The 25,711-nt window shown below is 71.1% G+C and carries 18 protein-coding genes and 2 pseudogenes; 14 read left to right on the top strand and 6 right to left on the bottom strand.

The annotated features are described in order from the left end of the window. Positions 1 to 353: 353 nt before the first annotated feature. Positions 354 to 711: pseudogene (locus AC4IHM_RS02740) on the top strand (ArsR/SmtB family transcription factor). Beyond that, entirely contained in the window at positions 708 to 836 is a 129-nt protein-coding gene (locus AC4IHM_RS02745) for a DUF6126 family protein (RefSeq protein ID WP_490865478.1), read from the top strand. The pseudogene AC4IHM_RS02740 and the gene AC4IHM_RS02745 overlap by 4 nt, the downstream one beginning before the upstream one ends. Positions 837 to 864: 28 nt before the next feature. Here the strand turns inward: AC4IHM_RS02745 and AC4IHM_RS02750 are convergent, their stop codons facing one another. Continuing rightward, positions 865 to 1,215: an ArsR/SmtB family transcription factor gene (locus AC4IHM_RS02750; RefSeq protein WP_490865479.1), complete on the bottom strand. Its 351-nt coding sequence runs from the start codon at positions 1,213 to 1,215 to the stop codon at positions 865 to 867. Between the two features lie 112 nt (positions 1,216 to 1,327). Further along, positions 1,328 to 1,753, bottom strand: coding sequence for an ATP-binding protein (locus AC4IHM_RS02755; protein WP_490865480.1), 426 nt, complete (start codon positions 1,751 to 1,753; stop codon positions 1,328 to 1,330). Positions 1,754 to 1,957: 204 nt separating this feature from the next. On the opposite strand from AC4IHM_RS02755, the gene AC4IHM_RS02760 reads away from it, so the two are divergent. The 9 genes and pseudogenes from AC4IHM_RS02760 to AC4IHM_RS02800 all read left to right on the top strand — a co-directional run bounded on the left by AC4IHM_RS02760 (position 1,958) and on the right by AC4IHM_RS02800 (position 16,743). Then, positions 1,958 to 2,968 (top strand): LacI family DNA-binding transcriptional regulator, encoded by a 1,011-nt coding sequence (locus AC4IHM_RS02760; RefSeq protein ID WP_490865481.1) that lies wholly within the window; start codon positions 1,958 to 1,960, stop codon positions 2,966 to 2,968. A gap of 291 nt (positions 2,969 to 3,259) precedes the next feature. Continuing rightward, positions 3,260 to 7,551: pseudogene (locus AC4IHM_RS02765) on the top strand (discoidin domain-containing protein). Positions 7,552 to 7,635: 84 nt separating this feature from the next. Beyond that, positions 7,636 to 8,649: a LacI family DNA-binding transcriptional regulator gene (locus AC4IHM_RS02770; protein ID WP_490865482.1), complete on the top strand. Its 1,014-nt coding sequence runs from the start codon at positions 7,636 to 7,638 to the stop codon at positions 8,647 to 8,649. Positions 8,650 to 8,800: 151 nt separating this feature from the next. Beyond that, positions 8,801 to 10,213 (top strand): extracellular solute-binding protein, encoded by a 1,413-nt coding sequence (locus tag AC4IHM_RS02775; protein WP_490865483.1) that lies wholly within the window; start codon positions 8,801 to 8,803, stop codon positions 10,211 to 10,213. Between the two features lie 67 nt (positions 10,214 to 10,280). Further along, complete coding sequence (locus AC4IHM_RS02780; RefSeq protein ID WP_490865484.1) at positions 10,281 to 11,240, top strand: carbohydrate ABC transporter permease; 960 nt, start codon at positions 10,281 to 10,283, stop codon at positions 11,238 to 11,240. Positions 11,241 to 11,258: 18 nt separating this feature from the next. Further along, the gene (locus tag AC4IHM_RS02785) at positions 11,259 to 12,134 is read left to right on the top strand and encodes a carbohydrate ABC transporter permease (RefSeq protein WP_490865485.1); all 876 of its coding nucleotides are present in this window, start codon (positions 11,259 to 11,261) and stop codon (positions 12,132 to 12,134) included. A gap of 131 nt (positions 12,135 to 12,265) precedes the next feature. Further along, positions 12,266 to 13,870: a glycoside hydrolase family 13 protein gene (locus AC4IHM_RS02790; RefSeq protein WP_490865486.1), complete on the top strand. Its 1,605-nt coding sequence runs from the start codon at positions 12,266 to 12,268 to the stop codon at positions 13,868 to 13,870. 111 nt (positions 13,871 to 13,981) lie between these two features. Beyond that, complete coding sequence (locus tag AC4IHM_RS02795; protein ID WP_490865487.1) at positions 13,982 to 15,766, top strand: ATP-binding SpoIIE family protein phosphatase; 1,785 nt, start codon at positions 13,982 to 13,984, stop codon at positions 15,764 to 15,766. A 69-nt stretch (positions 15,767 to 15,835) separates the two neighbouring features. Beyond that, a protein-coding gene (locus AC4IHM_RS02800; protein WP_490870743.1) for an IS5 family transposase occupies positions 15,836 to 16,743 on the top strand; the annotation gives its coding sequence in 2 pieces (ribosomal slippage) (positions 15,836 to 16,181 and positions 16,181 to 16,743; 909 coding nt in all). On the opposite strand, the gene AC4IHM_RS02805 is transcribed toward AC4IHM_RS02800, so the two are convergent. Further along, a complete protein-coding gene (locus AC4IHM_RS02805) occupies positions 16,740 to 18,641 on the bottom strand; it encodes an ABC transporter ATP-binding protein (protein ID WP_490865488.1) in 1,902 nt (633 codons plus the stop codon). The genes AC4IHM_RS02800 and AC4IHM_RS02805 overlap by 4 nt on opposite strands. 156 nt (positions 18,642 to 18,797) lie before the next feature. Between AC4IHM_RS02805 and AC4IHM_RS02810 the strand changes: the two genes are divergently transcribed. From AC4IHM_RS02810 to AC4IHM_RS02820, 3 genes are all read left to right on the top strand, one after another. After that, entirely contained in the window at positions 18,798 to 19,730 is a 933-nt protein-coding gene (locus AC4IHM_RS02810; protein ID WP_490870744.1) for a lysylphosphatidylglycerol synthase transmembrane domain-containing protein, read from the top strand. A gap of 144 nt (positions 19,731 to 19,874) precedes the next feature. Continuing rightward, positions 19,875 to 22,094 carry an NADP-dependent isocitrate dehydrogenase gene (locus AC4IHM_RS02815; RefSeq protein ID WP_490865489.1) on the top strand — a complete coding sequence of 740 codons (2,220 nt, stop codon included), beginning with the start codon at positions 19,875 to 19,877 and terminating at the stop codon, positions 22,092 to 22,094. A gap of 104 nt (positions 22,095 to 22,198) precedes the next feature. Next, positions 22,199 to 22,996, top strand: a complete 798-nt coding sequence (locus AC4IHM_RS02820) for an N-formylglutamate amidohydrolase (RefSeq protein WP_490865490.1) — start codon at positions 22,199 to 22,201, stop codon at positions 22,994 to 22,996. 39 nt (positions 22,997 to 23,035) lie between these two features. On the opposite strand, the gene AC4IHM_RS02825 is transcribed toward AC4IHM_RS02820, so the two are convergent. The 3 genes from AC4IHM_RS02825 to AC4IHM_RS02835 all read right to left on the bottom strand — a co-directional run bounded on the left by AC4IHM_RS02825 (position 23,036) and on the right by AC4IHM_RS02835 (position 25,643). After that, on the bottom strand, positions 23,036 to 23,566 hold the full coding sequence (locus AC4IHM_RS02825) for a hypothetical protein (RefSeq protein WP_490865491.1): 531 nt from the start codon (positions 23,564 to 23,566) through the stop codon (positions 23,036 to 23,038). Continuing rightward, entirely contained in the window at positions 23,563 to 24,138 is a 576-nt protein-coding gene (locus tag AC4IHM_RS02830) for an RNA polymerase sigma factor (protein WP_490865492.1), read from the bottom strand. The genes AC4IHM_RS02825 and AC4IHM_RS02830 overlap by 4 nt, the downstream gene beginning before the upstream one ends. Before the next feature lie 71 nt (positions 24,139 to 24,209). Continuing rightward, positions 24,210 to 25,643 (bottom strand): S8/S53 family peptidase, encoded by a 1,434-nt coding sequence (locus AC4IHM_RS02835; protein WP_490865493.1) that lies wholly within the window; start codon positions 25,641 to 25,643, stop codon positions 24,210 to 24,212. Positions 25,644 to 25,711: the final 68 nt, after the last annotated feature.

A 25,711-nucleotide genomic window follows, 5' to 3' on the forward strand; every position in this document is an offset into this window, starting at 1 on the left:
GCGACCGACGGCTGACCGGGGAGTCGGCGGAGTCGGCGCACCCTTGCAACTTGTTTCTGCAAGATGACTGCAAGGTGTTGCGGTCGTGACCGTAAGGGTGCCGCTCAACCACGGTCAACCCCTCGTACGCCCTTTCCGTGTCCGGCACATGACGCCGCATCAGCCAACGCCCGGAACGAGAGATGTAAGGCTTTTCTGAAACTTTCCGTCCACTCTTCCGGCGTCAGACGGACGGCTTCTCCGAGCTTCGCCTCGGTTCGGGTACTCTTGAAGAGTTCTTCAATTGCTCAGTTGCTGTGGTCCACATGTGCTCCTGCCGGGAGCGCCCAAGCAACCGGCGGGGAGTGATCGCAGTGCCGGTTCCGTTGTACGAGGCGAAGGCGGAGTTCTTCCGGATGCTCGGGCATCCGGTGCGCATCCGCGTGCTGGAGCTGTTGCAGGACGGGCCGACGCCCGTGCGCGACCTGCTGTCCGCCATCGAACGTCGAGCCGTCGAACCTGTCCCAGCAGCTGGCTGTGCTGCGCCGCTCCGGGATCGTCACGGCGACCCGCACCGGCTCCACGGTGATCTATGAACTGGCCGGCGGCGATGTGGCCGAGCTGCTCGCCGCCGCGCGCAGGATCCTCTCCGAGCTGATGGCGGGCCGGCAGGAGTTGTTGCGGGAGCTGCGGGCCACGGAGATCACGGTGAGCGGGGAGGCGACACGATGAAGGACGAGGGGCGCCGGTTGGAGCGGGGTGTGGCGATCCGGGCGGGTTTCTACATCTTCGGCACACATCTCTTCGCCGGTTTCGTCTGGCTGCTCTTCTACCTCGGCGAGCACGCCCACAAATAGCCGGTGGCGGGCACGGCCGCCGCGCCCCTCACGCCGGCGGCTCCCGCCGCCCCTGCGCGGCGTGCAGGTCGGCGAGCAGCTCCGCCTGGCCCGCGAGCACACCGGACAGGATGGTCCGGGCGACCCTGAGCAGCTCGGCGACGTGCGGGCTGGTCAGCGAGTAGTAGACGGTCGAGCCCTCCTTGCGGGACACCACCAGGTCGGCCCGGCGCAACACCGCGAGCTGCTGCGACAGGTGCGCCGGCTCGATCCCCACCTCCGGCAGCATCTCGGCCACCGCGTGCTCCCGCTCGCTCAGCAGCTCCAGCACCCGGATCCGGGCCGGGTGGCCGAGCGTCTTGAAGAACTCGGCCTTCAACTGGTAAAGCGGCGTACTCATCCTGTGACACTTCCTCGCCGGGGGGTGCCGGTCGGGCGTACTCGCCTGTACGAACCGAGCCGCCTGCCGCTCCTGTCGACCTGGGCAGTTGCCGAGGTTAGCAAGTAGGCGCTCACAGGGGGAGCGTGATCCAGATGCACTTGCCGCCGTCGTCGCGGTCGCCGCGGACCACGGCCGTGCCGCCCAGGCCGGTGGTCAGCTCCATGACGGTCGCCAGACCGCCCGCCCGGCCGCCGGTCGCCGCGCCGTGCAGCGGCGGCTGGTACGGGTGACGGTCGTGCACGGCGAGGGCGAGGCAGTCCGCGCCGACCGCGTAGGTGATGGTCACCTGCTCGGACGGCGGTACGGCGTGCCGGACGCTGTTGGTGACCAGCTCGCTGAGGATCAGCAGGGCGGGCCCCACCGTGGGGTGGTACGGGTTGACTCCCCACTCGGCGAGCGCCTGCTCGGCGGTCTGCCGGGCCAGCCGGACCGCCGAGGGCTCCGCGGGCAGCGTGAGCACGTGCCGGTGCGGCAGTGGTTCGAGCAGGGTGGTCATCGCATCTCCAGTGGGGGCACCGGTGAGAGGTGCGGTCGGGCACCACAGCATCTAACGAATTGCATAATTTCGCAATTCACTATCTCTCACCTTGCGGGGCCTCTCACCTTGCGGGGCCTCTCACCTTGCGGGGACTGCTCGCCTTGAGGAGCCGGTGCCGCCGGAGAGCAAGCCGCTTGCGAGCCCTGCGTTAGCCTTTCGTGTGTGACGCGACGACTTGCTCAGGTGGCGAAGAAGGTTGGGGTCAGCGAGGCCACGGTCAGCCGGGTGCTCAATGGCAAGCCGGGGGTTTCCGAGGCGACCCGGCAGTCGGTGCTGAGCGCGTTGGACGTCCTGGGCTACGAGCGTCCGACCCAGTTGCGCGGCGAGCGAGCCCGGCTGGTGGGACTGGTGCTGCCCGAACTGCAGAACCCGATCTTCCCCGCGTTCGCCGAGGTCATCGGCGGTGCGCTGGCCCAGCAGGGGCTGACACCGGTGCTGTGCACCCAGACCAAGGGCGGCGTCTCCGAGGCCGACTACGTCGAACTGCTCCTGCAGCAGCAGGTCTCCGGGGTGGTGTTCGCGGGCGGTCTGTTCGCCCAGGCGGACGCACCGCACGACCACTACCGGCTGCTCGCGGAGCGCCACATCCCGGTGGTGCTGATCAACGCCTCCATCGAGAATCTCGACTTCCCGTGCATCGCCTGCGACGACGCGGTGGCCGTCGAGCAGTCCTGGCGGCACCTGGCCTCCCTCGGCCACGAACGCATCGGCCTGGTCCTCGGGCCCTCGGACCACGTCCCCTCCCGCCGGAAACTGGCCGCCGCCCACGAGGCCGCGGCCGCCATGGACGCCGTGCTGCCGCAGGAGTTCGTCGAGCGGTCGATGTTCTCCCTCGAAGGCGGCCAGGCGGCGGCCTCCCGCCTGCTGGAGCGCGGGGTCACCGGCATCATCTGCGCCAGCGACCCCCTCGCCCTCGGCGCCATCCGCGCCGCCCGCCGACGCGGACTCCACGTACCCCACGACATCTCCGTCATCGGCTACGACGACTCCGCCTTCATGACCTGCACCGAACCCCCGCTCACCACCGTCCGCCAACCCATCGAAGCCATGGGACGCGCCGCCGTCGACCTCCTGTGCGCACAGATCCAGGGCACCGAAGTCCCCCACGGCGAGTTGCTCTTCGAACCCGAACTCGTGGTCCGTGGCTCCACCGCGCAGCCGGCCGCCCGGTAACGGTCCTGCGCAAATTTCTTGCGTGAAATGCCGGTGTTTTGCGGCTGCCAGACGCAGACGGTGAAAGCCCCTGATCCGAGGGGTTACCGGCAGCCACCCGCGTCCCGCCCTGTGCGCCCGCTCCCGCCCGGCGCCGAGATCGCCCTGTCTTCCCTGTGGACGACCCGACAGTTCTCTGCAACTCTCTGAGCGCTCAACGCAAATGGCGAAGAACATTGAGTGTCCACCTGATGGGTGCATCCGACTGAGCCGTGCCTCGCCGCTGTCCGGCGAGGCGGAGATCGGGGACAGATGAGAAACCGGAACCGGAGATCACGTCTTCTGAGCACCGTGGTCGCGACCAGTCTCCTGGCGCTGGGAGGACCGCTGCTGTCGGCCAACGCAGCCGAGGGTCCCGACATCGCCGTGGGGGACGCCGCGTCGGCGAGCAGTTCGCACGGCGAGTACGGCGCCGCCAACATCACCGACGGCGACCAGGGCACGTACTGGCAGAGCGGCGGGTCGCGCCTGCCCCAGTGGGTCCAGACCGACCTGGGCGCGACGGAGCGGATCGACGAGGTCGTGCTGAGGCTGCCCGCGGGGTGGAAGAGCCGCGCCCAGACGCTCTCCGTCCAGGGCAGCGCCGACGGCACGGGCTTCAGCACACTGAAGGGCTCCGCGACGTACGCCTTCGACCCGGGGGCGGGCAACACCGTCACCGTCGGCTTCCCCGCCACGCGGACCCGGTTCGTGCGGGTGGACATCACGGCCAACTCCGTCGGGCGGTCGGCCCAGCTCTCCGAGCTGGAGGTCCACGCGGCCGGTGAGTCGTCGACGAACCTCGCCGCCGGCAGCCGTCTGACGGCGAGCGGTTCGGCGGGGACGCACACACCCGCCAACGGCAACGACGGCGACAGGGCCACCTACTGGGAGAGCACCGGCGACGCGGTGCCGCAGTGGCTCCAGGCCGACCTCGGCTCGTCCCGCCGGGTCGACCGCGTGGTGGTGCGGCTGCCGGACGGCCGGGGTGCCCGCGGCCAGACCCTGAAGATCCAGGGCAGCGGCAACGGCTCGGCCTTCACCGACCTGACCGCCGCCAAGGCGTACACCTTCGACGCGGCGGGCGACCGGTCGGCCACGATCGCCTTCGACGCGGCCACCACCCGCTACGTGCGCGTCCTGGTGACGGCGAACTCCGGGCAACCGGCCGCCAGGATCTCCGAGTTGGAGGTCTACGGGCCCGCGACGGGCGACACCCGGGCGCCCACCGCCCCGGCCGGCCTCGCGTTCACGGAGCCGGCCACCGGACAGGTCCGGCTCACCTGGAAAGCGGCCTCGGACGACACGGCCGTCACCGGATACGACCTCTACGCCGACGACGAACTGCTGACGACGGTCGCGGGCGAGGCCACCACGTACACCGACACCCGGCCGGCCGACACGAAGGTCACCTACCACGTGCGCGCCCGGGACGCGGCCGGCAACCAGTCGGGGAACAGCAACCGGGTCGTCCGCCGGGCCGGCACCGGTGACACACAGGCCCCCACCGCGCCCGCGCATCTCGCCCTCACCGAGTCCGCCGCCGGGCGGACCGGGCTGACCTGGCGCGCCTCGGCCGACGACCAGGGCGTCACCGGATACGACATCTACGCGAACAACCGGCTCCGCGCGAGCGTCGCCGGCGACGCGACCGCCTACACCGACACCCGCCCGGCGTCCGCGAACGTCACCTACTCCGTGCGGGCGAGGGACGCGGCCGGCAACCGGTCCGGCACCAGCAACTCGGTGACGCGAGGCGGCAGCGGGGAGGCATCCAACCTCGCCGTCGGCAAGCCGATCAGCGCCTCGTCCTTCATCCACACCTATGTCGCCGAGAACGCCAACGACAACAGCACCTCGACCTACTGGGAGGGAGCGGCGGGCAGTTACCCGAACACGCTGACCCTCGCGCTGGGCGCGAACGCGGATGTCGACAGTGTCGTCCTCAAGCTCGACCCGGATGCGGTCTGGTCGAAGCGCACCCAGAACATCGAGGTGCTCGGGCGTGCCCAGGACGCCTCCGGCTTCACCACTTTGGTGGCCGCGAAGGACTACGTCTTCGACCCGGCGAGCGGCGGCAACAGCGTGACGATACCCGTCGGTGACCGGGCCGCCGACATCCGGCTCAGGTTCACCTCCAACAGCGGGGCGACGGCCGGGCAGGTCGCCGAGTTCCAGGTCGTCGGCGTCCCCGCGCCCAATCCCGATCTGGAGGTGACGAATCTGACCACCTCGCCCGCCTCCCCCGTCGAGTCGGACGAGATCACCGTGTCCGCGACCGTCCGCAACAGCGGTGCGGCCGCCGCCCCGGCCGGCTCCCTCGCGGTGCGGCTGGGCGACACCAAGGTCGCCACCGCCGAGTTCGGCGCCCTGGAGCCGGGTGCGCAGAGCACGGTCGGCGCGTCCATCGGTGCACGCGAGGCCGGCTCCTACGAGCTGAGCGCGGTCGCCGACGAGGCGGACGAGATCATCGAGCAGAACGAGACCAACAACACCTACACGCGTCCGGAACCGCTGGTGGTCAGGCCGGTCCAGAGTTCCGACCTGGTGGCGGCCACCGTGAGCACCTCGCCCTCCAGCCCGGCCGCCGGCGACGAGGTCACGTTCGAGGTCGCGCTCAGGAACCAGGGCACCCAGGACTCCGCGGGCGGCGGCCACGCGGTGACGCTCGCCCTGCTCGACTCCAAGGGCGCCACCGTCACGACGCTGACCGGCGCGCACTCCGGCGTCATCGCCGCCGGCACGACGGCTCCCGCCGTGGACCTCGGCACCTGGAAGGCGGCCGACGGCTCGTACACCGTGCGGGTCACGGTGGCCGACGACGCGAACGAACTGCCGGTCAAGCGGGAGAACAACACCTTGACGCAGCCGCTGTTCGTCGGGCGTGGCGCGAACATGCCGTACGACATGTACGAGGCGGAGGACGGCACGCTCGGCGGCGGTGCCACCGCGGTCGGTCCCAACCGGACCATCGGCGACATCGCGGGCGAGGCCTCCGGCCGCAGGGCCGTGCGTCTGGACCGGACCGGCGCGTACGTCGAGTTCACCACGAGGGCAGACACCAACACCCTGGTGACCCGGTTCTCCATCCCGGACGCGCCGGGTGGCGGCGGCACCGAGGCCACGATCAACGTGTACGTCGACGGCGTCATGCGGAAGGCGCTCCCGCTCACGTCCAAGTACGCCTGGCTGTACGGCAACGAGGCCGGGCCCGGCAACTCCCCCGGCGAGGGCGCGCCGCGCCACATCTACGACGAGGCGCACATCATGCTGGGCGAGACCGTCCCGGCGGGCAGCAGGATCCGGTTGCAGAAGGACGCCGCGAACACCTCCGACTACGCGATCGACTTCGTCAACCTGGAGCAGGTCGCCCCGGTGCCCAACCCCGACCCGGCGGCGTACGCGGTGCCGGCCGGATTCACGCACCAGGACGTGCAGAACGCGCTCGACCAGGTCCGCATGGACACCACGGGCAGGCTGGTCGGTGTGTATCTGCCGCCGGGCGACTACCAGAACGTTCGAGCAAGTTCCAGGTGTACGGCAAGGCCGTGCGGGTGGTGGGGGCCGGTCCCTGGTTCACCACGTTCCACGCGCCGTCGACGCAGGAGAACACCGATGTCGGCTTCCGGGCCGACGCCACGGCGAAGGGCTCGTCGTTCGCGAACTTCGCCTACTTCGGCAACTACACCTCCCGCATCGACGGGCCCGGCAAGGTGTTCGACTTCTCCGACGTGTCGGACATCGTGATCGACAACATCTGGAACGAGCACATGGTGTGCCTGTACTGGGGCACCAACACGGACCGGGTCACGATCAAGAACTCCCGGATCCGCAACATGTTCGCCGACGGCGTCAACATGACCAACGGCTCGACCGACAACCTCGTCTCCAACAACGACGCACGGGCGACCGGTGACGACAGCTTCGCGCTCTTCTCGGCGATCGACGCGGGCGGCGCGGACATGAAGGACAACCTCTACGAGAACCTGTCGACGACGCTGACCTGGCGTGCCGCGGGTCTCGCCGTGTACGGCGGCTACAGCAACACCTTCCGCAACATCCATGTCGCGGACACCCTGGTCTACTCGGGGATCACCATCAGCTCGCTGGACTTCGGCTACCCGATGAACGGCTTCGGCACGGATCCGACGACCTTCGAGAACATCTCGGTCGTCAGGGCCGGCGGGCACTTCTGGGGCGGGCAGACCTTCCCGGGGATCTGGGTGTTCTCGGCGTCCAAGGTGTTCCAGGGCATCCGGGTCGGCAACGTCGACATCGTCGATCCGACCTACAGCGGCATCATGTTCCAGACGAACTACGTGGGAGGGCAGCCGCAGTTCCCGATCAAGGACACGGTGTTCACGAACGTCTCCGTGACGGGCGCGCACAAGAGCGGTGACGCGTTCGACGCCAGGTCAGGTTTCGGCGTCTGGGCCAACGAGATGCCCGAGGCGGGGCAGGGACCGGCGGTCGGCGAGGTCACCTTCAACGGGCTCAGGCTCGGTGACAACGCCGTGGACATCCGCAACACGACCTCCACCTTCACCATCGTCCGCAATCCGTAGCACCGCATGGGCCAGGCCGGTCCTTGTCGGACCGGCCACTGACTGGCGCAAGTTCCTTGCGGAACTTGCGCTAGTCTTGCGTTCGTGACACGACGACTTGCTCAGGTGGCGAAGAAGGTTGGGGTCAGCGAGGCCACGGTCAGCCGGGTGCTCAACGGCAAACCCGGGGTCTCCGAGACGACCCGGCAGTCCGTGCTGAGCGCGTTGGACGTCCTGGGCTACGAGCGTCCGACCCAGTTGCGCGGCGAGCGAGCCCGGCTGGTGGGACTGGTGCTGCCCGAGTTGCAGAACCCGATCTTCCCCGCGTTCGCCGAGGTCATCGGCGGTGCGCTGGCCCAGCAGGGGCTGACACCGGTGCTGTGCACCCAGACCAAGGGCGGCGTCTCCGAGGCCGACTACGTCGAACTGCTCCTGCAGCAGCAGGTGTCGGGCGTGGTCTTCGCCGGCGGCGGTCTGTTCGCCCAGGCGGACGCACCGCACGACCACTACCGGCTGCTCGCGGAGCGCCACATCCCGGTGGTGCTCGTCAACGCCTCCATCGCGGACCTGGACTTCCCGTGCATCGCCTGCGACGACGCGGTGGCCGTCGAGCAGTCCTGGCGGCACCTGGCCTCCCTCGGCCACGAACGCATCGGCCTGGTCCTCGGCCCCTCGGACCACATCCCGTCCCGCCGGAAACTGGCCGCCGCGCGGGAAGCGGCGCAGGCCATGCACAGGGAGCTGCCCGACGAGTACGTGCAGCGGTCCATGTTCTCCCTCGAAGGCGGCCAGGCGGCGGCCTCCCGCCTGCTGGAGCGCGGGGTCACCGGCATCATCTGCGCCAGCGACCCCCTCGCCCTCGGCGCCATCCGCGCCGCCCGCCGACGCGGACTCCACGTACCCCACGACATCTCCGTCATCGGCTACGACGACTCCGCCTTCATGACCTGCACCGAACCCCCGCTCACCACCGTCCGCCAACCCATCGAAGCCATGGGACGCGCCGCCGTCGACCTCCTGTGCGCACAGATCCAGGGCACCGAAGTCCCCCACAGGGAACTGCTCTTCGAACCCGAACTCGTCGTCCGCGGCTCCACCGCGCAGGTGTCCGCCATGTAGCGCGCACCCATCATCTGCGACTGCCTGTCGCACAATTACGAAATCAGCGCGTGATATTGCGTTCACTTGTTCACGGTGGTTGAGTGTGCGGCGCCCCACAACGCATCGGCGGTGGGGCGCCTTCCACGTTCATGCCCGAGGGGGACCACCCATGAGAAGTGCTCGGTTCCGCCGTACTCGTCGTACCGGCGCCATCACGCTCGTCTCCGCTCTCACGCTGACCGCCCTGGCCGCCTGCGGCACGAGCAGCAGCGACGACGGCGGCTCCGAGGGCGGCACGGGGTCCTCCGACCCGGCCGCCGCGCTGGACCCGAAGACCAAGGTGACGCTCACCATCGACTGCATGCCCCCGGCGGCGAAGGCGGCCGAGCTGAAGGAGTGGAAGGAAGACGTCAAGGAGTTCAACAAGACGTATCCCAACGTCACCATCGAGGGCCGCTCCACCCCGGGCCAGTGTCTTGAGCCACCGCGCTTCACGGCGATGCTGAAGGCGAAGTCGCAGCCCGACGTGTTCTACACGTACTTCACCGACCTGCCCCAGGTGCTGGACAACGACGGCGCCGAGGACATCACCGCGTACGTCAACGAGAAGACCGTGCCGCTCCTGAAGGACATCGACCCGAACGTCCTCGGCTCGCTCAAGCACGACGACAAGCTCTACGGCCTGCCCACCAGCAACTACACGATGGGCCTGCTGATCAACCGCAAGCTCTTCGAGAAGGCCGGACTCGACCCGGACAGCCCGCCGCGCACCTGGGACGAGGTCCGCACCGCCGCCAAGAGGATCGCCGGTCTGGGCGACGGAATCGCCGGCTTCGGCGAGTACAGCGCGGGCAACACCGGCGGCTGGCACTTCACCGCCCAGATGTACAGCCTCGGCGGCGAGGTCGTGGACGCGAGCGGCAAGAAGGCGGCCTTCAACGACGAGCTGGGCAAGCAGGTCGCCGAGAACCTCCACGCCATGCGCTGGGAGGACGACAGCATGGGCAAGACCCAGCTGCTCAAGTGGGGCGACCTGCAAAAGCAGATCGCCACCGACAAGCTCGGCATGTTCCTCGCCGCGCCCGACGACATCGCGTACATGGTCCAGCAACTCGGCGCAAAGTACGAGAACTTCGGCATGGGCCCGATCCCGGGCGAGCACAGCACCCTGGCCGGCGGCAACAACTACATGGTCAAGAAGGGGATATCGCCCGACAAGATCAAGGCCGCCGTCGCCTGGCTGAACTTCAAGAACCTCACCGTCGGCAAGGGGCAGTTCGAGTGGGCCCGCACCAAGGCCGACGACCTGCCGGTGGGCATCCCGCAGCCCAACTTCTGGCTGAACGAGTCGAAGACCAAGGACGACGCGGCCCGCGTCGAGTACGCCACCATGCCGGTCGCGAACTTCAAGACGTTCATGGACAACCCGGTCCCGGGCAAGGCCGAGCCGCCGAAGGCCCAGGAGGTCTACAAGGTCCTGGACAACGTGATGTCCGGCATCCTCACCAACAAGAACGCCGACATCGACAAGCTGCTCTCCACCGCCGAGCAGCAGGTCAACCAGGTTCTGGCCACGCAGTGACCGGCCTCCTCGGGGGGTGGGCCGCACCGCCCCCCGGGGTCCACGAGATCAGTCCCAAGGAGCGACGATGTCGGCCCCCAGTCTGACCCCGGGCAAGGCGGCGAGACCCCGCCACCCGCAGCCGCCGCCGGACGAACCGCCCCCGCCGCGCGGTTCCTTCGGCAGAAGCCTCCGGCGCAATCTCACCGCGCACGGCTTCCTGATCGGGGCGGTCCTGTGCTTCGCGTTCTTCTCCTGGTACCCCATGGTCCGGGAGTTCCTCCTCGCCTTCCAGAAGACGGAACACGGCGAGGTGTCCTGGGTCGGCATGGACAACCTGGTCACGGTCTTCAACGACCCGGCCTTCTGGCAGGCCTGGCGCAACACCCTGCTGTTCACGGTGCTGGCCCTGGTCTTCGGGTTCGCCGTGCCGTTCGTCGTCGCCCTCGTCATCAACGAGCTGAGGCACGGCAAGGGATATCTGCGGCTGCTCGTCTATCTGCCGGTGATGCTGCCCCCGGTCGCCGCCGTACTGCTCTTCAAGTACCTGTACGACCCCGGCTACGGCCTGCTCAACGAGCTGTTCGGCGCCGTCGGGCTGCCCGAGCAGCAGTGGCTCCAGGACCCCGACCTGTCCATGCTGTCCGTGGTCATCGCCTCGACCTGGATGAACATGGGCGGCGCGGCGCTCATCTACCTCGCCGCGCTCCAGGGGATCCCCGGCGAGCTGTACGAGGCGGCGGAGCTGGACGGGGCCGGGCTGCTGCGCAAGGTCTGGCACGTGACGATCCCGCAGACGCGGCTCATCCTCTCGCTGATGCTGCTCATGCAGATCATCGCCACCATGCAGGTCTTCGTGGAACCCTTCCTGCTCACCGGCGGCGCCGGCCCCGAGGGCTCGACCACCACCGTCGTCTACCTCATCTACCAGTACGCCTTCAACTTCAACAACTACGGTGCCGCGGCGGCCCTCGGCCTGCTGCTCCTCGTACTGCTGGCCGGGTTCTCGGCGGCGTACGTGAAGCTCAGCCGCGCCGAGGACGAGTAGAGCCGGGGGAAACCGCAGATGTCCACACGCACGCTCATCGCACCGGCCCAACTCGCCCGGCCCCGCGGAAAGTTCCTCTACTGGCTGACCTTCGCCGTCGTCGTCGCCCTGTTCACCGTGGTCTTCCTCGGCCCGATGTACTGGATGATCTCCAGCGGGTTCAAGGACACCCAGGAGGTCGTCCGGACACCGCCGACACTGGTGCCCGAGTCCTTCCGGCCCGAGAACTACTCACAGGCCTGGGACGTCATGGGCCTGGCCCGCCTGCTGTGGAACACACTGTTCTACGCGTTCGGCGCCCTGGCCTTCCAACTGGTCCTCGACGTGGCGGCGGCGTACTCCCTGTCCAAGCTCCGCCCGGTCTTCGGCAAGGCCATCCTGGGCATGATGCTGGCGACGCTGATGATCCCGGCGACCGTGCTGGTCGTGCCGCAGTACCTGACGGTGCTCGACGTGCCGATCTTCGAACGCAATCTGCTCAACACCCCGTGGGCGATCTGGCTCCCCTCGGTGACCAACGCCTTCAACATCTTCCTGCTGAAGCGGTTCTTCGACTCGATCCCGCGGGAACTGCTCGACGCCGCGTCCATGGACGGCGCCTCGCCCATGCGCACGCTCCGCTCGATCGTCCTGCCGATCTCGCGGCCGATCCTCGGTGTGGTGTCCATCTTCGCGGTGGTGGGCGTCTGGAAGGACTTCCTCTGGCCCATGCTGACCCTGCCCGATCCGGCCAGGCAGACGCTGAACGTCGGGATCTACTCCCTGTCCAACGGTGTGCCCGTCAACGTACTGATCGCCGCGCTCACCATGGCCTCACTGCCCACCCTGATCATCTTCCTGATCTTCCAGCGCAACATCATGAGCGGACTCACCGCCGGCGGGCTCAAGGGCTGAGGCCGAGGCTCCCGGCCCGCGTCCCGCCCGCCCGATCGGCCCGTCCCGTCAGCCTTCGCCGCCGGCCCGTCCGACGCCCCGCTCAGTCCGGGCCGGCGGCGAAGATCCACCCTGCCCGAAAGGACCGTCACGTGGCAGCCCCCACCTCGCACCAGACCGCAGACTGGTGGCGCGACGCCGTCATCTACCAGGTGTACCCGCGCAGTTTCGCCGACGGCGACGGCGACGGCACCGGTGATCTCGCGGGCGTCCGGGCGAGACTGCCGTACCTCGCCGAACTCGGTGTCGACGCCGTCTGGTTCACCCCCTGGTACGTCTCCCCGCTCGTCGACGGCGGCTACGACGTCGCCGACTACCGCACCATCGACCCGGCCTTCGGCACCCTCGGCGAGGCCGAGAAGCTGATCGCCGAGGCCCGGGAGCTGGGCATCCGCACCATCGTCGACATCGTCCCCAACCACGTCTCCGACCAGCACGCGTGGTTCCGGGCGGCACTGGCCGCGGGTCCGGGCAGCGCCGAGCGGGAGCGCTTCCACTTCCGTCCCGGCCGCGGTGCGAACGGCGAACTGCCGCCCAACAACTGGCCCTCCCAGTTCTCCGGCCGCACCTGGACCCGCGTCCCGGACGGCGAATGGTACCTGCACCTGTTCACCCCGGAGCAGCCCGACCTCAACTGGGCCCACCCCGAGGTGCGCCGGGAGCACGAGGACGTGCTGCGGTTCTGGTTCGAACGCGGGGTCGCGGGCGTACGCATCGACTCCGCCGCCCTGCTCGCCAAGGATCCCGCGCTCGCGGACTTCGAGGAGGGCGTCGACCCGCACCCGTACATCGACCAGGACGAACTGCACGACATCTACCGCTCCTGGCGGGCCGTCGCCGACGAGTACGGGGGCGTCTTCGTGGGTGAGGTGTGGCTGCCCGACGCCGAGCGCTTCGCCCGCTATCTGCGGCCCGACGAGCTGCACACCGCCTTCAACTTCAACTTCCTGTCCTGCCCCTGGGACGCCGGCCGGCTGCGCCGCACCATCGACGACACCCTGGCCGAGCACGCCCCCGTGGGCGCCCCCGCCACCTGGGTGCTCTGCAACCACGACGTGACCCGCACGGTGACCCGGTACGGCCGCGCGGACACCGGCTTCGACTTCGCGACGAAGGCCTTCGGCACCCCGACCGACCTGGCGCTCGGCACCCGGCGCGCCCGCGCCGCCGCGCTGCTGACGCTGGCCCTGCCCGGGTCCGTCTACCTGTACCAGGGCGAGGAACTCGGCCTGCCCGAGGCCGACATCCCGCTCGGGCGGATCCAGGACCCGATGCACTTCCGCTCCGGGGGCAGCGATCCGGGCCGGGACGGCTGCCGCGTACCGCTGCCCTGGACGGCCGACGCCCCGTACTGCGGTTTCGGCTCCGAGACGGAGCCCTGGCTGCCGCAGCCCGAGCACTGGGCGGCGTACGCGGCGGACCGCCAGAGCGCCGACCCGGAGTCGATGCTCGCGCTCTACCGCCGGGCGCTGCGGCTGCGGCGCTCCACCGAAGGGTTCGGCGACGGCCCGCTCGACTGGCTGCCCGCGCCGGACGGTGTCCTCGCCTTCCGGCGCACGGGCGGCCTGACCTGCGTCGTCAACCTCTCCGCTGAGCCGGCCCGGCTGCCCGCGCACCGCGCGCTCCTGCTGGGCAGCGGGCCCCTCGACGACGACGGCCGGCTGCCGCGCGACACGGCGGTGTGGCTGCGCGACTGAGGTTGCGGGCCGCCGCCCCGGCCGGTGGACCCACCGATCGAGGTACCGCCGTCGCCGCTCTCCCCGAGGCGAGGCAGAATCGGGGCAGGAGGCCGTGGGAGGAGGCGACGCGTGCGGGAACGACCGTGGCTGCGCGAGGTCCGCCGGCCTCCCCGGGCCCTCGTGGACGGCCGCCGGGCTCTGAAGGCCGCCCTGCGGCCGGTTACCGACGCGGTGCGGGCCCGGCGCCGGCTGGCGTGGCTGAACGAGGCCGGTACCCGCATCGGGTCCACGCTGGACCTGCGGCGCACGGCCGAGGAGCTGGCCGCCTTCACCGTGCCCGAGCTGGCCGACGGGTGCGCGGTGGACCTGCTGGAGTCGGTGCTCAGGTTCCAGGAGGGCGACCGCTCCACGGCGAACACGGGTACACCCGAGCTGAGGGCCATGGCCGTCTCCGAGATTCCGGGGCTCGACCTCGCGCCGGACCCGGTGGGCGAGGTGTCCGTGTACACCGCCGGGCGGCTCGTGCGCACCTGCCTCGACACCCGCGGGCCCGTGCTGGTGGCCCGGATGGGACGGCCCGACTTCGCCGCCGTGGCGCCCACCGCCGAGGCGGCCGCTCGCCTGCGCCAGGCGGGGGTGCACTCCTATCTGGCGGTGCCGCTGATCGCCCGCGGGGTGCTGCTTGGCCTGGCCGACTTCGTCCGGGCCGGCAGCCGGGCGCCGTTCACGCGGGCCGACGTGGCCCTGGTGATGGAGCTGGCGTCCAAGGCGGCCGTGTACATCGACAACGCCCGGCTCTACGGGCGCGAGCGCGAGCACGTGGTCAGCCTGCAGCGGGCCCTGCTCCCCCGCTCCAGCCCGAGCACGCCAGGACTCGACGTGTCCTCGTGCTACGACCCGGCCGCCGATCCGGCCGCCGTGGGCGGCGACTGGTTCGACGTCGTCTCGCTGCCCAGCGGACGCACCGCGCTGATGGTGGGCGACGTGATGGGCCGCGGTCTGGCCGCCGCCGCGACCATGGGCCGGCTGCGCACGGTGGCCCGGACCCTGATGGCGCTCGACATCGCGCCCGAGCAGTTGCTCGCCCGGCTGGACCTGGCCGCGCGCGGCCTGGAGGAGGACCAGGTCGCCACCTGTCTGTGCGCGGTGTACGACCCGCACGGCGGCACCTTCCGCATCGCCAGTGCCGGTCATCCGCCGCCCCTGCTGACCGGGGCCGACGGCGTCGCCGCGTTCCTGGAGGTGCCGGCCGGGGCGCCGCTGGGGGCCGGGATGATCCCGTACGACCCGGTCGAGTGCCCGGTGCCGGTGCGGGGCCGGCTGACGCTGTACACGGACGGCCTGATCAGGTCGCGCACCGCCGACCTCGCCACGCAGATGGAACGGCTGCGCGAGGCGGTCGGCGACGGTGTCGCCGGGGGCGGCGCGGCGTGCCGGGCGGTCATCGAGCAGGTCGGCGGCGACCGGTCCGACGACGCCATCGTCCTGGTCGCCGCCGCTCGGCCGCTCGGCCCGGAGGGCGATGTGTACGTACGGACGCTGCCGCCGGACGGCAAGGCGGCCGGGCAGGCCCGTACCGCGGTGCGCGAGCAGTTGGTGCGGTGGGATCTCGAGGACCTGGTCGAGGTCACGGAGCTGGTGGTCAGCGAGCTGGTCGCCAACGCGCTGCGGTACGGGAACGCCCCCGGCGAGCTGCGGCTGCTGCGGCACGAGCGGCTGTCGGTCGAGGTCTCCGACTCGGGGCCCGACCTGCCGCGGATCCAGCACGCGGGCGAGAGCGACGAGAGCGGGCGCGGGCTCCAGCTGATCAACATGCTGTGCCGGCGCTGGGGTTCGTGCCGCACGCCCGAGGGGAAGGTCGTCTGGGCCGAGCAGGATCTGCCCGCGCGGACGGGGACGGCCGACGCGCCGTAGCGGTCGTGCCGTCCCGGGCTCGGGAGTTCACGGGCGTCTCCTAGGTCGTGTCTGATAATTGGTCTTGTGGTGGGTCGTGGTGAGCTGACGGATGTGGCGTGGGAGCGGATAGCGCCGCTGTTGCCGGGTGTTGACGGGCGGGGGCGTCCGTGGCGGGATCATCGGCAGGTGATCAACGGGGTGTTGTGGCGGTTGCGGACGGGTGGTCCGTGGCGTGACCTGCCAGAGCGCTTCGGGCCGTGGCAGACGGTCTATGAACGGTTCGCCCGCTGGGAGGCGGACGGGACCTGGGCGCGCCTGCTCGAAGAGGTCCAGGTCCGCGACGACTCGGTCGGGGCCGTGGAATGGACGGTCTCGGTCGACTCCACGATCAGTCGGGCCCACCAGCATGCAGCCGGCGCCCGCAAAAAGGGGCGTCGGCGGGGGACGAACTGGAAGATCCGGAACGCGAGGCGGATCGTCAGGCGCTCGGTCGGTCCCGCGGTGGGCTGACCACCAAGGTTCACCTCGCCTGCGACGGCCGGGGCCTGCCTCTGGCCGTCCTCGTCACACCCGGCAACGTCAACGACTCGACAGCCTTCGAGGCGGTCCTGGACGCGGTGAGAGTGCCCCGGACCGGCGTCGGGCGGCCGCGTCGCAGACCCGACGCGGTCATCGCCGACAAGGCGTATTCGTCACGGGCGATCCGCCGGACGCTGCGTCGCCGGGGCATCCGGGCGGTGATCCCGGAAAGGGCTGACCAGAAGGCCAACCGGATGCGGCGCGGCCGGGCCGGCGGCAGGCCACCGGCCTTCGACCGTGGTCTCTACAAAGCTCGCAACGTCGTCGAACGCTGCTTCAACCGGCTCAAGCAGTTCCGGGCCATCGCGACCCGCTTCGACAAACTCGCCGCCCGCTACCGGGCCGGACTCCACCTCGCAGCACTCATCCTCTGGCTCCGCGAACCGCGCCAAGACCATTTGTCAGACACCCCCTAGGCCGCCGCCTCCGGCTCCGCCGTCCGCCGCTCCGTCGGGCGTCCCTCGAACCGGGTGCGGTGCAGTTGGGCGTAGCGGCCGCCGGACGCCAGGAGTTCGTGGTGGGTGCCGCGTTCCACGATGCGGCCGGCCTCGACCACCAGGATCTGGTCGGCCGTCCGGATCGTGGACAGCCGGTGTGCGATCACCACGGCCGTCCTGCCCGCCAGGGCCTCCGCGAGGGCCTCCTGGACGGCCGCCTCGGAGGTGTTGTCGAGGTGGGCGGTGGCCTCGTCGAGGATGACGACGCGCTGGCGGGCCAGCAGCAGCCGGGCGATGGTCATGCGCTGGCGCTCCCCGCCGGAGAGGCGGTAGCCGCGCTCGCCGACCACGGTGTCGAGGCCGTCGGGCAGGGAGCGTACGAGGTCGACGAGGCGGGCCCGGCGCAGCGCGTCCCACAACTCGGTGTCGGTGGCGCCCGGCCGGGCCAGCAGCAGGTTGGCGCGGACCGTGTCGTGGAAGAGGTGGCCGTCCTGGGTGACCATGCCGACGGTGTCGCGCAGCGAACGGGCGCTCAGGTCGCGGACGTCGACGCCGCCGACGCGTACGGTGCCGCCGTCGGTGTCGTACAGGCGCGGCAGCAGTTGGGCGATGGTCGACTTGCCGGCGCCGGAGGAGCCGACGAGCGCGACGGTCTGGCCCGGTTCGGCGCGGAAGGAGAGGCCGTGCAGGACCTCGTCGCCGCCGCGGGTGTCCAGGGCGGCGACCTCTTCGAGGGAGGCGAGGGAGACCCTGTCGGCGGAGGGGTAGCCGAAGCGTACGTCGTCGAACTCGACGGCGACCGGGCCCTCGGGGACGGGGCGGGCGGCGGGCTTCTCGTCGATGAGCGGGGTCAGGTCAAGGACCTCGAAGACCCGCTCGAAGCTGACGAGGGCGCTCATGACCTCCACGCGGGCCCCGGCGAGCGCGGTGAGGGGTGCGTAGAGGCGGGTCAGGAGCAGTGCCAGCGCGACGACGGCGCCCGGGTCCAGGGTGCCGCGCAGGGCGAACCAGCCGCCGAGGCCGTAGACGAGGGCCAGGGCCAGGGCGGAGACCAGGGTGAGCGCGGTGATGAAGGCCGCCTGGGCGGTGGCCGTGCGGACGCCGATGTCGGCGACGCGGCGGGCGCGGTCGGCGAACTCGTCCGACTCCTCCTCCGGGCGGCCGAACAGCTTGATCAGCGTGGCGCCGGGCGCCGAGAAGCGCTCGGTCATGCGGGTGCCCATCGCGGCGTTCAGGGTGGCGGCCTCGCGCTGGAGGCCGGCCATGCGGCGGCCCATGTGCCGGGCCGGGAGCACGAACACCGGGAGCAGCACCAGCGCGAGCAGGGTGATCTGCCAGGACAGGGTGAGCATGACGGCGAGGGTGAGCAGCAGGGTGACCAGGTTGCTGACCACGCCGGACAGGGTGTTGCTGAAGGCCCGCTGCGCGCCGATGACGTCGTTGTTGAGACGGGAGACCAGCGCGCCCGTACGAGTACGTGTGAAGAACGCGACCGGCATGCGCTGCACATGATCGAACACGGCTGTCCGCAGATCGAGGATGAGTCCCTCCCCGAGCGTCGCCGAGAGCCTGCGCGAGAGGATGCCCAGCACCGCCTCCGCGAGGGCGATGAGCGCGATCAGCAGGGCGAGGCGTACGACGGTGCCCTCGTCGCCGCCCGACACGATGGTGTCCACGACGCGTCCCGCGAGGACGGGGGTGGCGACGGCGAGCAGTGCGGTCAGCACCCCGAGCAGTACGAACCGGGCGATGCGGCGGCGGTGCGGGCGGGCGAAGGCGGCGACGCGGCGCAGTGTCGCGCGGGCGAGGGGGCGGCGCTCCTGCTCGGCGTTCATGACGCTGTGCAACTGGGTCCAGGCTGTGGTCTCCATGCTCATGTCGAAGACGGTAGAACCTCAAGGAAACTTGAGGTCAAGGAGCCGTCGCCCGCGGTCCGTAACGCGGTGTCCGTGCGGCGGCCATCCGTAGTTGGCGCGCCTCGGGGAATCTCTTGTGGTGTGACGACAGCGGCACGACTTCCCGGGAAGCCACTGCTGCGCCGCGTCCCGGCCCGCCGGATCCTGTGTGTCCTTCCGCTGCTGCTGGTCACCGTGGTCGCGGTGCGGCACCGGTCGGTGCTGGCCGAGGGCTTCGGCCAGCTCGCCACGGCCCGCTGGCCCTGGCTGCTGGCCGCGGCCGGGGCGACCTGTCTGACCTGGGTCGCCGCCGCCTGCACCCGGCAGGGCGCGGTGGTGGAGCGGCTGCCCCGGCGACGGCTGGTGGCCACGCAGTTCGCGGCGGGCGCGGCCAACCACCTGCTGCCGACGGGGCTGGGGGCGAGCGCGGTCAACCTGCGGTTCATGGCGATGTGCGGGCTGCCGCTGGCCCGGTCCTCCGCCGCCCTCGCCCTGTATCTGCTGGCGGAGAGCGCCGGCCGGCTCGCCCTGCTGGGTGCCCTGCTGATCGCGTTCCCCGGCGCGCTGCGGCTCGGCACGCTGCTGCCCGAGGCGGCCGCGGGGCCGCTGCCGGCCCTCGTGTGCGCGGTGCCGGTGGTGGCGGCGGGCTTACTCGTGCTGGCACCGCGGTTGCGCGGGGCGGCGGTCTCCTTCCTGCGGACGGCGCTCGGCGAGGCCCGTTCGGTGCACGGGCGGCCGGCGCGTGCGCTGGCGCTGTGGGGCGGCGCGCTCGCGTTCCCCGCGCTCCAGGCGACGGCACTGGTCCTGGTCGGGCGGGCGCTGGGCCTTGCGGTGCCGGCCGCGCACATGGCGGTGGCGTACCTGGCGGCGACGGTCGCGGTGGCGCTGGTGCCCACGCCGGGCGGTATCGGTTCGGTCGAGGCGGCGCTGGTCGTGGCGCTGGTGGCCACGGGCGGACCGCCGGCCGTCGCCACGGCGGTGGTCCTCGCGTTCCGGCTCCTGACCGTCTGGCTGCCCCTGCTGCCGGGCGCGCTGACGCTGGCCGTACTGGTCCGGATGCGGGTGATCTGAGCACGAAGCCCGCGCCCCGACCCACTTGTCCGGCGCGGGTCGCGTGCGACTGGCCGGAATCTCCGGGCGACCCCTGTCGAGCCGAGGTCGATCAGGAGATATCTTGATGTCGAGCAATGTTGCAGACGTGGAGCGGAGCACCCGGTGACTGACTCGACCATCATCTATACGCACACTGACGAGGCCCCGGCCCTGGCGACGTATTCGTTCCTGCCGGTGGTCCGGGCGTACGCCTCGCAGGCGGGTGTCGCGGTCGAGACCCGCGACATCTCGCTGGCCGGCCGCATCATCGCCCTGTTCCCGGAGTACCTCACCGAGGACCAGCGCGTCCCGGACGCCCTCGCGGAACTCGGCGAGCTGGCCAAGACCCCCGCGGCCAACATCATCAAGCTGCCGAACATCTCGGCGTCCATCCCGCAGCTCAAGGCCGCGATCGCCGAGCTGCAGAGCCAGGGCTACGCCCTGCCGGCCTACCCGGACGACCCGAAGACCGACGAGGAGCGCGACATCCGCGCCCGCTACGACAAGGTCAAGGGCTCCGCGGTCAACCCGGTCCTGCGCGAGGGCAACTCCGACCGCCGTGCCCCGGCCTCGGTGAAGAACTACGCCAGGAACCACCCGCACCGCATGGGCGCCTGGAGCGGCGAGTCCAAGACCAACGTGGCGACCATGGACGAGAACGACTTCCGCTCCACCGAGAAGTCCGCGGTGATCGCCGAGGACGGCTCGCTGCGGATCGAGCTGGTCGGCGACGACGGCACCACCACGGTGCTGCGCGAGTCGGTGCCGGTGAAGAAGGACGAGGTCGTCGACGCCTCCGTGCTGCGCGTCGCCGCGCTGCGCGAGTTCCTCACGGCGCAGGTCGCCCGCGCCAAGTCCGAGGGCATCCTGTACTCGGTGCATCTGAAGGCCACGATGATGAAGGTCTCCGACCCGGTCATCTTCGGCCACGCGGTCCGCGCCTTCTTCCCGAAGACCTTCGCGCGGTACGGCGAGACGCTCGCCAAGGCCGGCCTCACCCCGAACGACGGCCTGGGCGGCATCTACAAGGGCCTGGAGTCCCTGCCCGAGGGCGCCGAGATCAAGGCCTCCTTCGACGCCGAGCTGGCCGAGGGCCCGGAGCTGGCCATGGTCGACTCCGACAAGGGCATCACCAACCTGCACGTGCCCTCCGACATCATCATCGACGCCTCCATGCCGGCCATGATCCGCACCTCCGGCCACATGTGGGGCGCGGACGGCCAGGAGCACGACGCCCTCGCGGTCATCCCGGACTCCTCCTACGCCGGCGTGTACCAGGCCGTCATCGAGGACTGCCGGGCCAACGGCGCCTACGACCCCGCCACGATGGGCTCGGTCCCGAACGTCGGCCTCATGGCGCAGAAGGCCGAGGAGTACGGCAGCCACGACAAGACGTTCGAGATCCCCGCCACGGGCACGGTCCGCCTGGTCGACACGGCCGGCAACACCGTCCTGGAGCAGGCGGTCTCCGCCGGTGACATCTTCCGCGCCTGCCAGACCAAGGACGCCCCGATCCGCGACTGGGTCAAGCTGGCCGTCACCCGCGCCCGCGCCACCGGCGACCCGGCCGTCTTCTGGCTGGACGAGGGCCGCGCCCACGACGCCAACCTGATCGCCAAGGTGAAGGCGTACCTGCCGGAGCACGACACCGAGGGCCTGGACATCAGGATCCTCGGCCCGGTGGAGGCGACCAAGCTCTCCGTGGAGCGCATCCGCCGCGGCGAGGACACCATCTCCGTCACCGGCAACGTGCTGCGCGACTACCTGACCGACCTGTTCCCGATCCTGGAGCTGGGCACCAGCGCCAAGATGCTGTCGGTCGTCCCGCTGATGGCGGGCGGCGGCCTGTTCGAGACCGGCGCCGGCGGCTCCGCGCCCAAGCACGTGCAGCAGCTCGTCAAGGAGAACTACCTGCGCTGGGACTCCCTCGGCGAGTTCTTCGCCCTGGTGCCGTCCCTGGAGCAGTACGCCGAGGTCACCGGCAACACCCGCGCCAAGGTCCTCGCCGACGCCCTCGACCGCGCCACGGCGACCTTCCTCAACGAGGACAAGTCCCCGACCCGGCGCGTCGGCGGCATCGACAACCGCGGCAGCCACTTCTACCTGTCCCTTTACTGGGCGCAGGAGCTGGCCGGGCAGACCGACGACGCGGAGCTGGCCAAGGCCTTCGCGCCGCTGGCCGAGTCGCTGGCGGCGGGCGAGCAGCGCATCGTGGACGAGCTGAACGCCGTACAGGGCAAGCCCGCCGACATCGGCGGCTACTACCAGCCCGACCCGGTCAAGGCCGCCGAGGTCATGCGTCCGTCGGCCACCTGGAACGAGGCGCTGGCGTCCCTCGCCTGATCCTCCGCGGGCCCCACGGCACCCCGTCCCCGCCCCGGCGGAGACGGGGTGCCCGTCTGTCTCGCCCCCGCCCCGCCGTCCCCGCGTTCCAGTGGAGGAGCCCCGTGACCGACGCCCAGGTGTCCTTCGAACTCGTCCCCGGCGCTCCCGCGTCGCCCGTGATCCTGCACGTGCCGCACTCCTCCCGGCGGATCCCGGCCGGGGTCCGGGCCGGCATCGTGCTGGACGACGCGGCGCTGGAACGGGAGCTGGACCACATCACCGACGCGCACACGGCCGAGATCGCCGCGGCGGCGGGGGCGCTGGCGGGCGTCACGCCCTGGCGGTTCGTCAACCTGGCCTCGCGGCTGGTCGTCGACCCGGAGCGGTTCCCGGACGAGCGGGAGGAGATGACGGCCGTCGGCATGGGCGCCGTGTACACGCGGACGACGCACCGCGAGGTCCTGCGGGCCGCGGGCACCGACCCGGAGCCGCTGATCGAGCGGTACTTCCGGCCGTACGCGCGGGCGATGACAGCGGCGGTCGCCGACCGGCTCGCGGTCGCCGGACGGGCCGTGATCATCGACGTGCACTCCTACCCCACCGAGCCGCTGCCCTACGAGCTGCGCGGCGAGGGCCCGCGCCCGCCCGTCTGCCTGGGCACCGACGGCTTCCACACACCGCCCGAGCTGCTCGCCGCGGCCCGGGAGGCGTTCGCCCCCTGCGGGCGGACCGGTCTGGACAGCCCGTTCGGCGGGGCGTACGTGCCGCTGGACTTCCACGGGAAGCGGGGCGAGGTCGGCGCGCTGATGGTGGAGATCCGCCGGGACACCTACATGAGCGAGCCGGGCGGCCCGGCCGGTCCGGGTCTGTCCCGGCTCGCCGAGTCGCTCGCGGCGCTCGTCGACGCCGTGTCCGTCTGAGACCGGTCCGACGGATCCGACGGAGGCGGGCACCACCGTTCAGGCGCGCAGCCACTGCGTCACGACCACCTCGCGGCCGGTGCGCAGCCGCAGGGCGAAGGGGCCGGTGGGCGGGGCGTCGCCGGTGAACCGGCCCATGTCGTCCGATGTCAGCCGCGCATGGGCGCGCGGGCCGCTCAGTACCTCGATCCGGGCCGGTCCCGGCGGCAGCACCTGGCCGATCAGGCCGTCCGCCGTCACCTCGACGTCGACGGTCACCTCGTCGGCGCGGAAGGTCAGCATCCGCGGCGGGTCCGTCTCTCCCCTGACCGGGATGGCGTCGACCAGTGAGTCGAAGGTCAGCTCGGCGACCCGGGCGTCCAGATCGTGCAGCGCGAAGGCGTCGACGGCGATCCGCCGCAGCTCGGCCGGTACCGGGTCCAGGATCGCGGCGGCCTGCCGCAACTCCTCCTCCAGGACGGCGCCGTCCGGCTCGCCGTCCGGGAACGTCCCCTCGGGCGGCGGGTCCCCGGAGTCCCCGGAGTCCCCGTGGCCGTCGTAGTCGTCGTAGTCGTCGTCGAGATCGCTCATACCGTCCCCCGGGCCTCTAGCCGGGCCCGCAGCCGGCGCAGACAGCGCTGGCGCATCGGCCCGATGCTGCCCACCGCGATACCCAGCGCGGCGGACACCTCCTGGTAACTGGGCGGCGGCACGGAGATCAGCACCCGGAGCAACTGGCGGCACCGCTCGCCCAGTTCCTCGAACTCCTGCCACAGCCGCCGCACGCGCTCGGTCTGCGCGGCGGCCTCCTCGGAGTCGAGCACCGACTCCTCCGGTGTGCGGTCCTCGCTCGGCCGGTCGAGCAACTGCGGATCGTCGGTCGGCGTCCACCGCTTCGACGCCCGGAGCACTTTGAGGCACTCGTGCCGTGCCGTGCTCGCAAGCCAGGAGCCGGTCTTCTCCGGCTCGCGGATCCGCCCGAGGTGCTGGGCGAACCGGAACCAGGCGGTCTGGTACACCTCGTGCGCGTCGGCGTCGGAGAGCCCGTGCGCCCGCACGACCGACCAGACCAGCGGGCCCAGCCCGTCCACCAGTGACTTCCACGCCGCCGCGTCGCCCTCGGCGGCCGACCGGACGAGCGCCCCGACATCTGCACGGTCCACGGTCCCACCCCTCGTGTACGACACGTCATCGTACGCCGCGCAGGAGGTGGTTCCGGCCGGCGCCGCAGCGCTCACGACCCGCCGGCCGACGGGTCGAGGGTGAGGGGGTGCCAGGTGGGCGGCAGCAGTGCGGGGACGTGTGCCCCGCGCACCTCCGCGTACTCGGTGTTGGCGGCGAGCAGTTGGCCGCGGGCCGCGCGCGGGTCGGTCTCCTTCCGCGCCGTCATGTGGGAGGCGACCAGGCCCGCGACCACGGGGGTGGCGAACGAGGTGCCGCTCCACTGCGCGTGCCCTTCGAACATCACCTGGTCCGGCTTGGCCGGGGCCTCGCCCGGCTCGCTCAGCACCCCGTTGTGCCGGGGGTACTGGCAGGTGCAGGGGTAGGCGAACCCGAACCGGCAGGCGTCGTAGGTGGAGTGCTGGTAGACGTACGGCACGGGTGCGCCGAAGCCGGTCAGGGCGCTGGTGAGGCGCTCGCCCGGGGCGTAGGCCCTGACCCAGCCGCCGTGGTTGGTGAAGCAGGCGCCGAACTCGCCGTCGGAGCGCAGCGCGCCGACCGACAGCACGGAGTTCTCCCAGCCGGGCAGGTCGGCGTAGGCGGCGGGCCAGAAGGGGGTGGCGCTGGCGTTGTTGCCTGCGGCGGCGACCAGCAGGGTGCGCCGGCCGCGGAGTTCCTCCATGAAGGCGTGCACGCCGAGCAGGCCGTCGGTGCGGCCGTTGGAGGAGCCGGCGGAGAGGCTGAGGATCTCGGGCCAGCCGTCCCGGTCGACGGCTTCGAAAAGCTTCTCGCCCAGCTCCGACTCCAGGATGGCGCCGGCGTCGTTGAGGGTGTTGCGGACGGTCACCTCGGTGTTGGGGGCGACGGCGGCGACTAGCCCGGCGATGAAGGTCCCGTGGCCGGCGTACTGCTGGAGGACGCCGTCGTCGCCGCACTCCCGGATCTGGGCGTCGCCGTCGGTGTGGGCGAGCAGGGGGTAGGACCGGTAGTCGTGCATGAGGCCGGTGTCGAGGACCAGGACCCCGACGGCGGTCTTGGCGTCGTACGGCGTCTCGGCGGCGGCCGGATTCGGCGGTTCGCCGACCGGGACGGGTACCGGCTCGTCGCCGGGGCAGGCGTTGACGGCGATGGAGACGACGTGGTTGCGGCTGATCAGCCGGCGGCCGGCACGGCCCTCCATCGTCCGCAGGGACCGCAGGGCGTGGGCGACGGTGGGGTCGCCTGCCCGGTCGCCCTCGCCGGGGTCGCCGACCCGGATGCGGGTGATGCCGGTGCGGTTGGTCTCCGGGCTCGTCCGGCGTACGTGGTCCGAGGTCAGGCCGGCCATCGTGGTGAAGTGGTCGCGCACGGTGTCCTCGACGAGGCGGGCCTCGGCGCCGTCGCGGGCGAGGACGACGCCCTTCTCGTAGAAGAACTCGGCGGAGTCGTCCGGACCCATCGCCAGGGGTACGTCCGGCATCGAGCGCTGGATCTGGTCGAACTGCTCGCGGAATCGCTGTGGTGCCATGGCATGTCCTTAACGGAGACGGCGGTGGTGGCGACGGTCGAGGCGGCGGTCGTCAATCAGAGTCCCGA

The organism is Streptomyces sp. SL06, from assembly GCF_058244745.1.

Bases quoted from the DNA above. Each gene is read 5' to 3' on its own strand.
- AC4IHM_RS02750 (WP_490865479.1), bottom strand. From the start codon at position 1,215: ATGAGTACGCCGCTTTACCAGTTGAAGGCCGAGTTCTTCAAGACGCTC.
- AC4IHM_RS02775 (WP_490865483.1), top strand. From the start codon at position 8,801: ATGAGAAGTGCTCGGTTCCGCCGTACTCGTCGTACCGGCGCCATCACG.
- AC4IHM_RS02785 (WP_490865485.1), top strand. From the start codon at position 11,259: ATGTCCACACGCACGCTCATCGCACCGGCCCAACTCGCCCGGCCCCGC.
- AC4IHM_RS02805 (WP_490865488.1), bottom strand. From the start codon at position 18,641: ATGAGCATGGAGACCACAGCCTGGACCCAGTTGCACAGCGTCATGAAC.
- AC4IHM_RS02745 (WP_490865478.1), top strand. From the start codon at position 708: ATGAAGGACGAGGGGCGCCGGTTGGAGCGGGGTGTGGCGATCCGGGCG.
- AC4IHM_RS02835 (WP_490865493.1), bottom strand. From the start codon at position 25,643: ATGGCACCACAGCGATTCCGCGAGCAGTTCGACCAGATCCAGCGCTCG.
- AC4IHM_RS02780 (WP_490865484.1), top strand. From the start codon at position 10,281: ATGTCGGCCCCCAGTCTGACCCCGGGCAAGGCGGCGAGACCCCGCCAC.
- AC4IHM_RS02755 (WP_490865480.1), bottom strand. From the start codon at position 1,753: ATGACCACCCTGCTCGAACCACTGCCGCACCGGCACGTGCTCACGCTG.
- AC4IHM_RS02825 (WP_490865491.1), bottom strand. From the start codon at position 23,566: ATGAGCGATCTCGACGACGACTACGACGACTACGACGGCCACGGGGAC.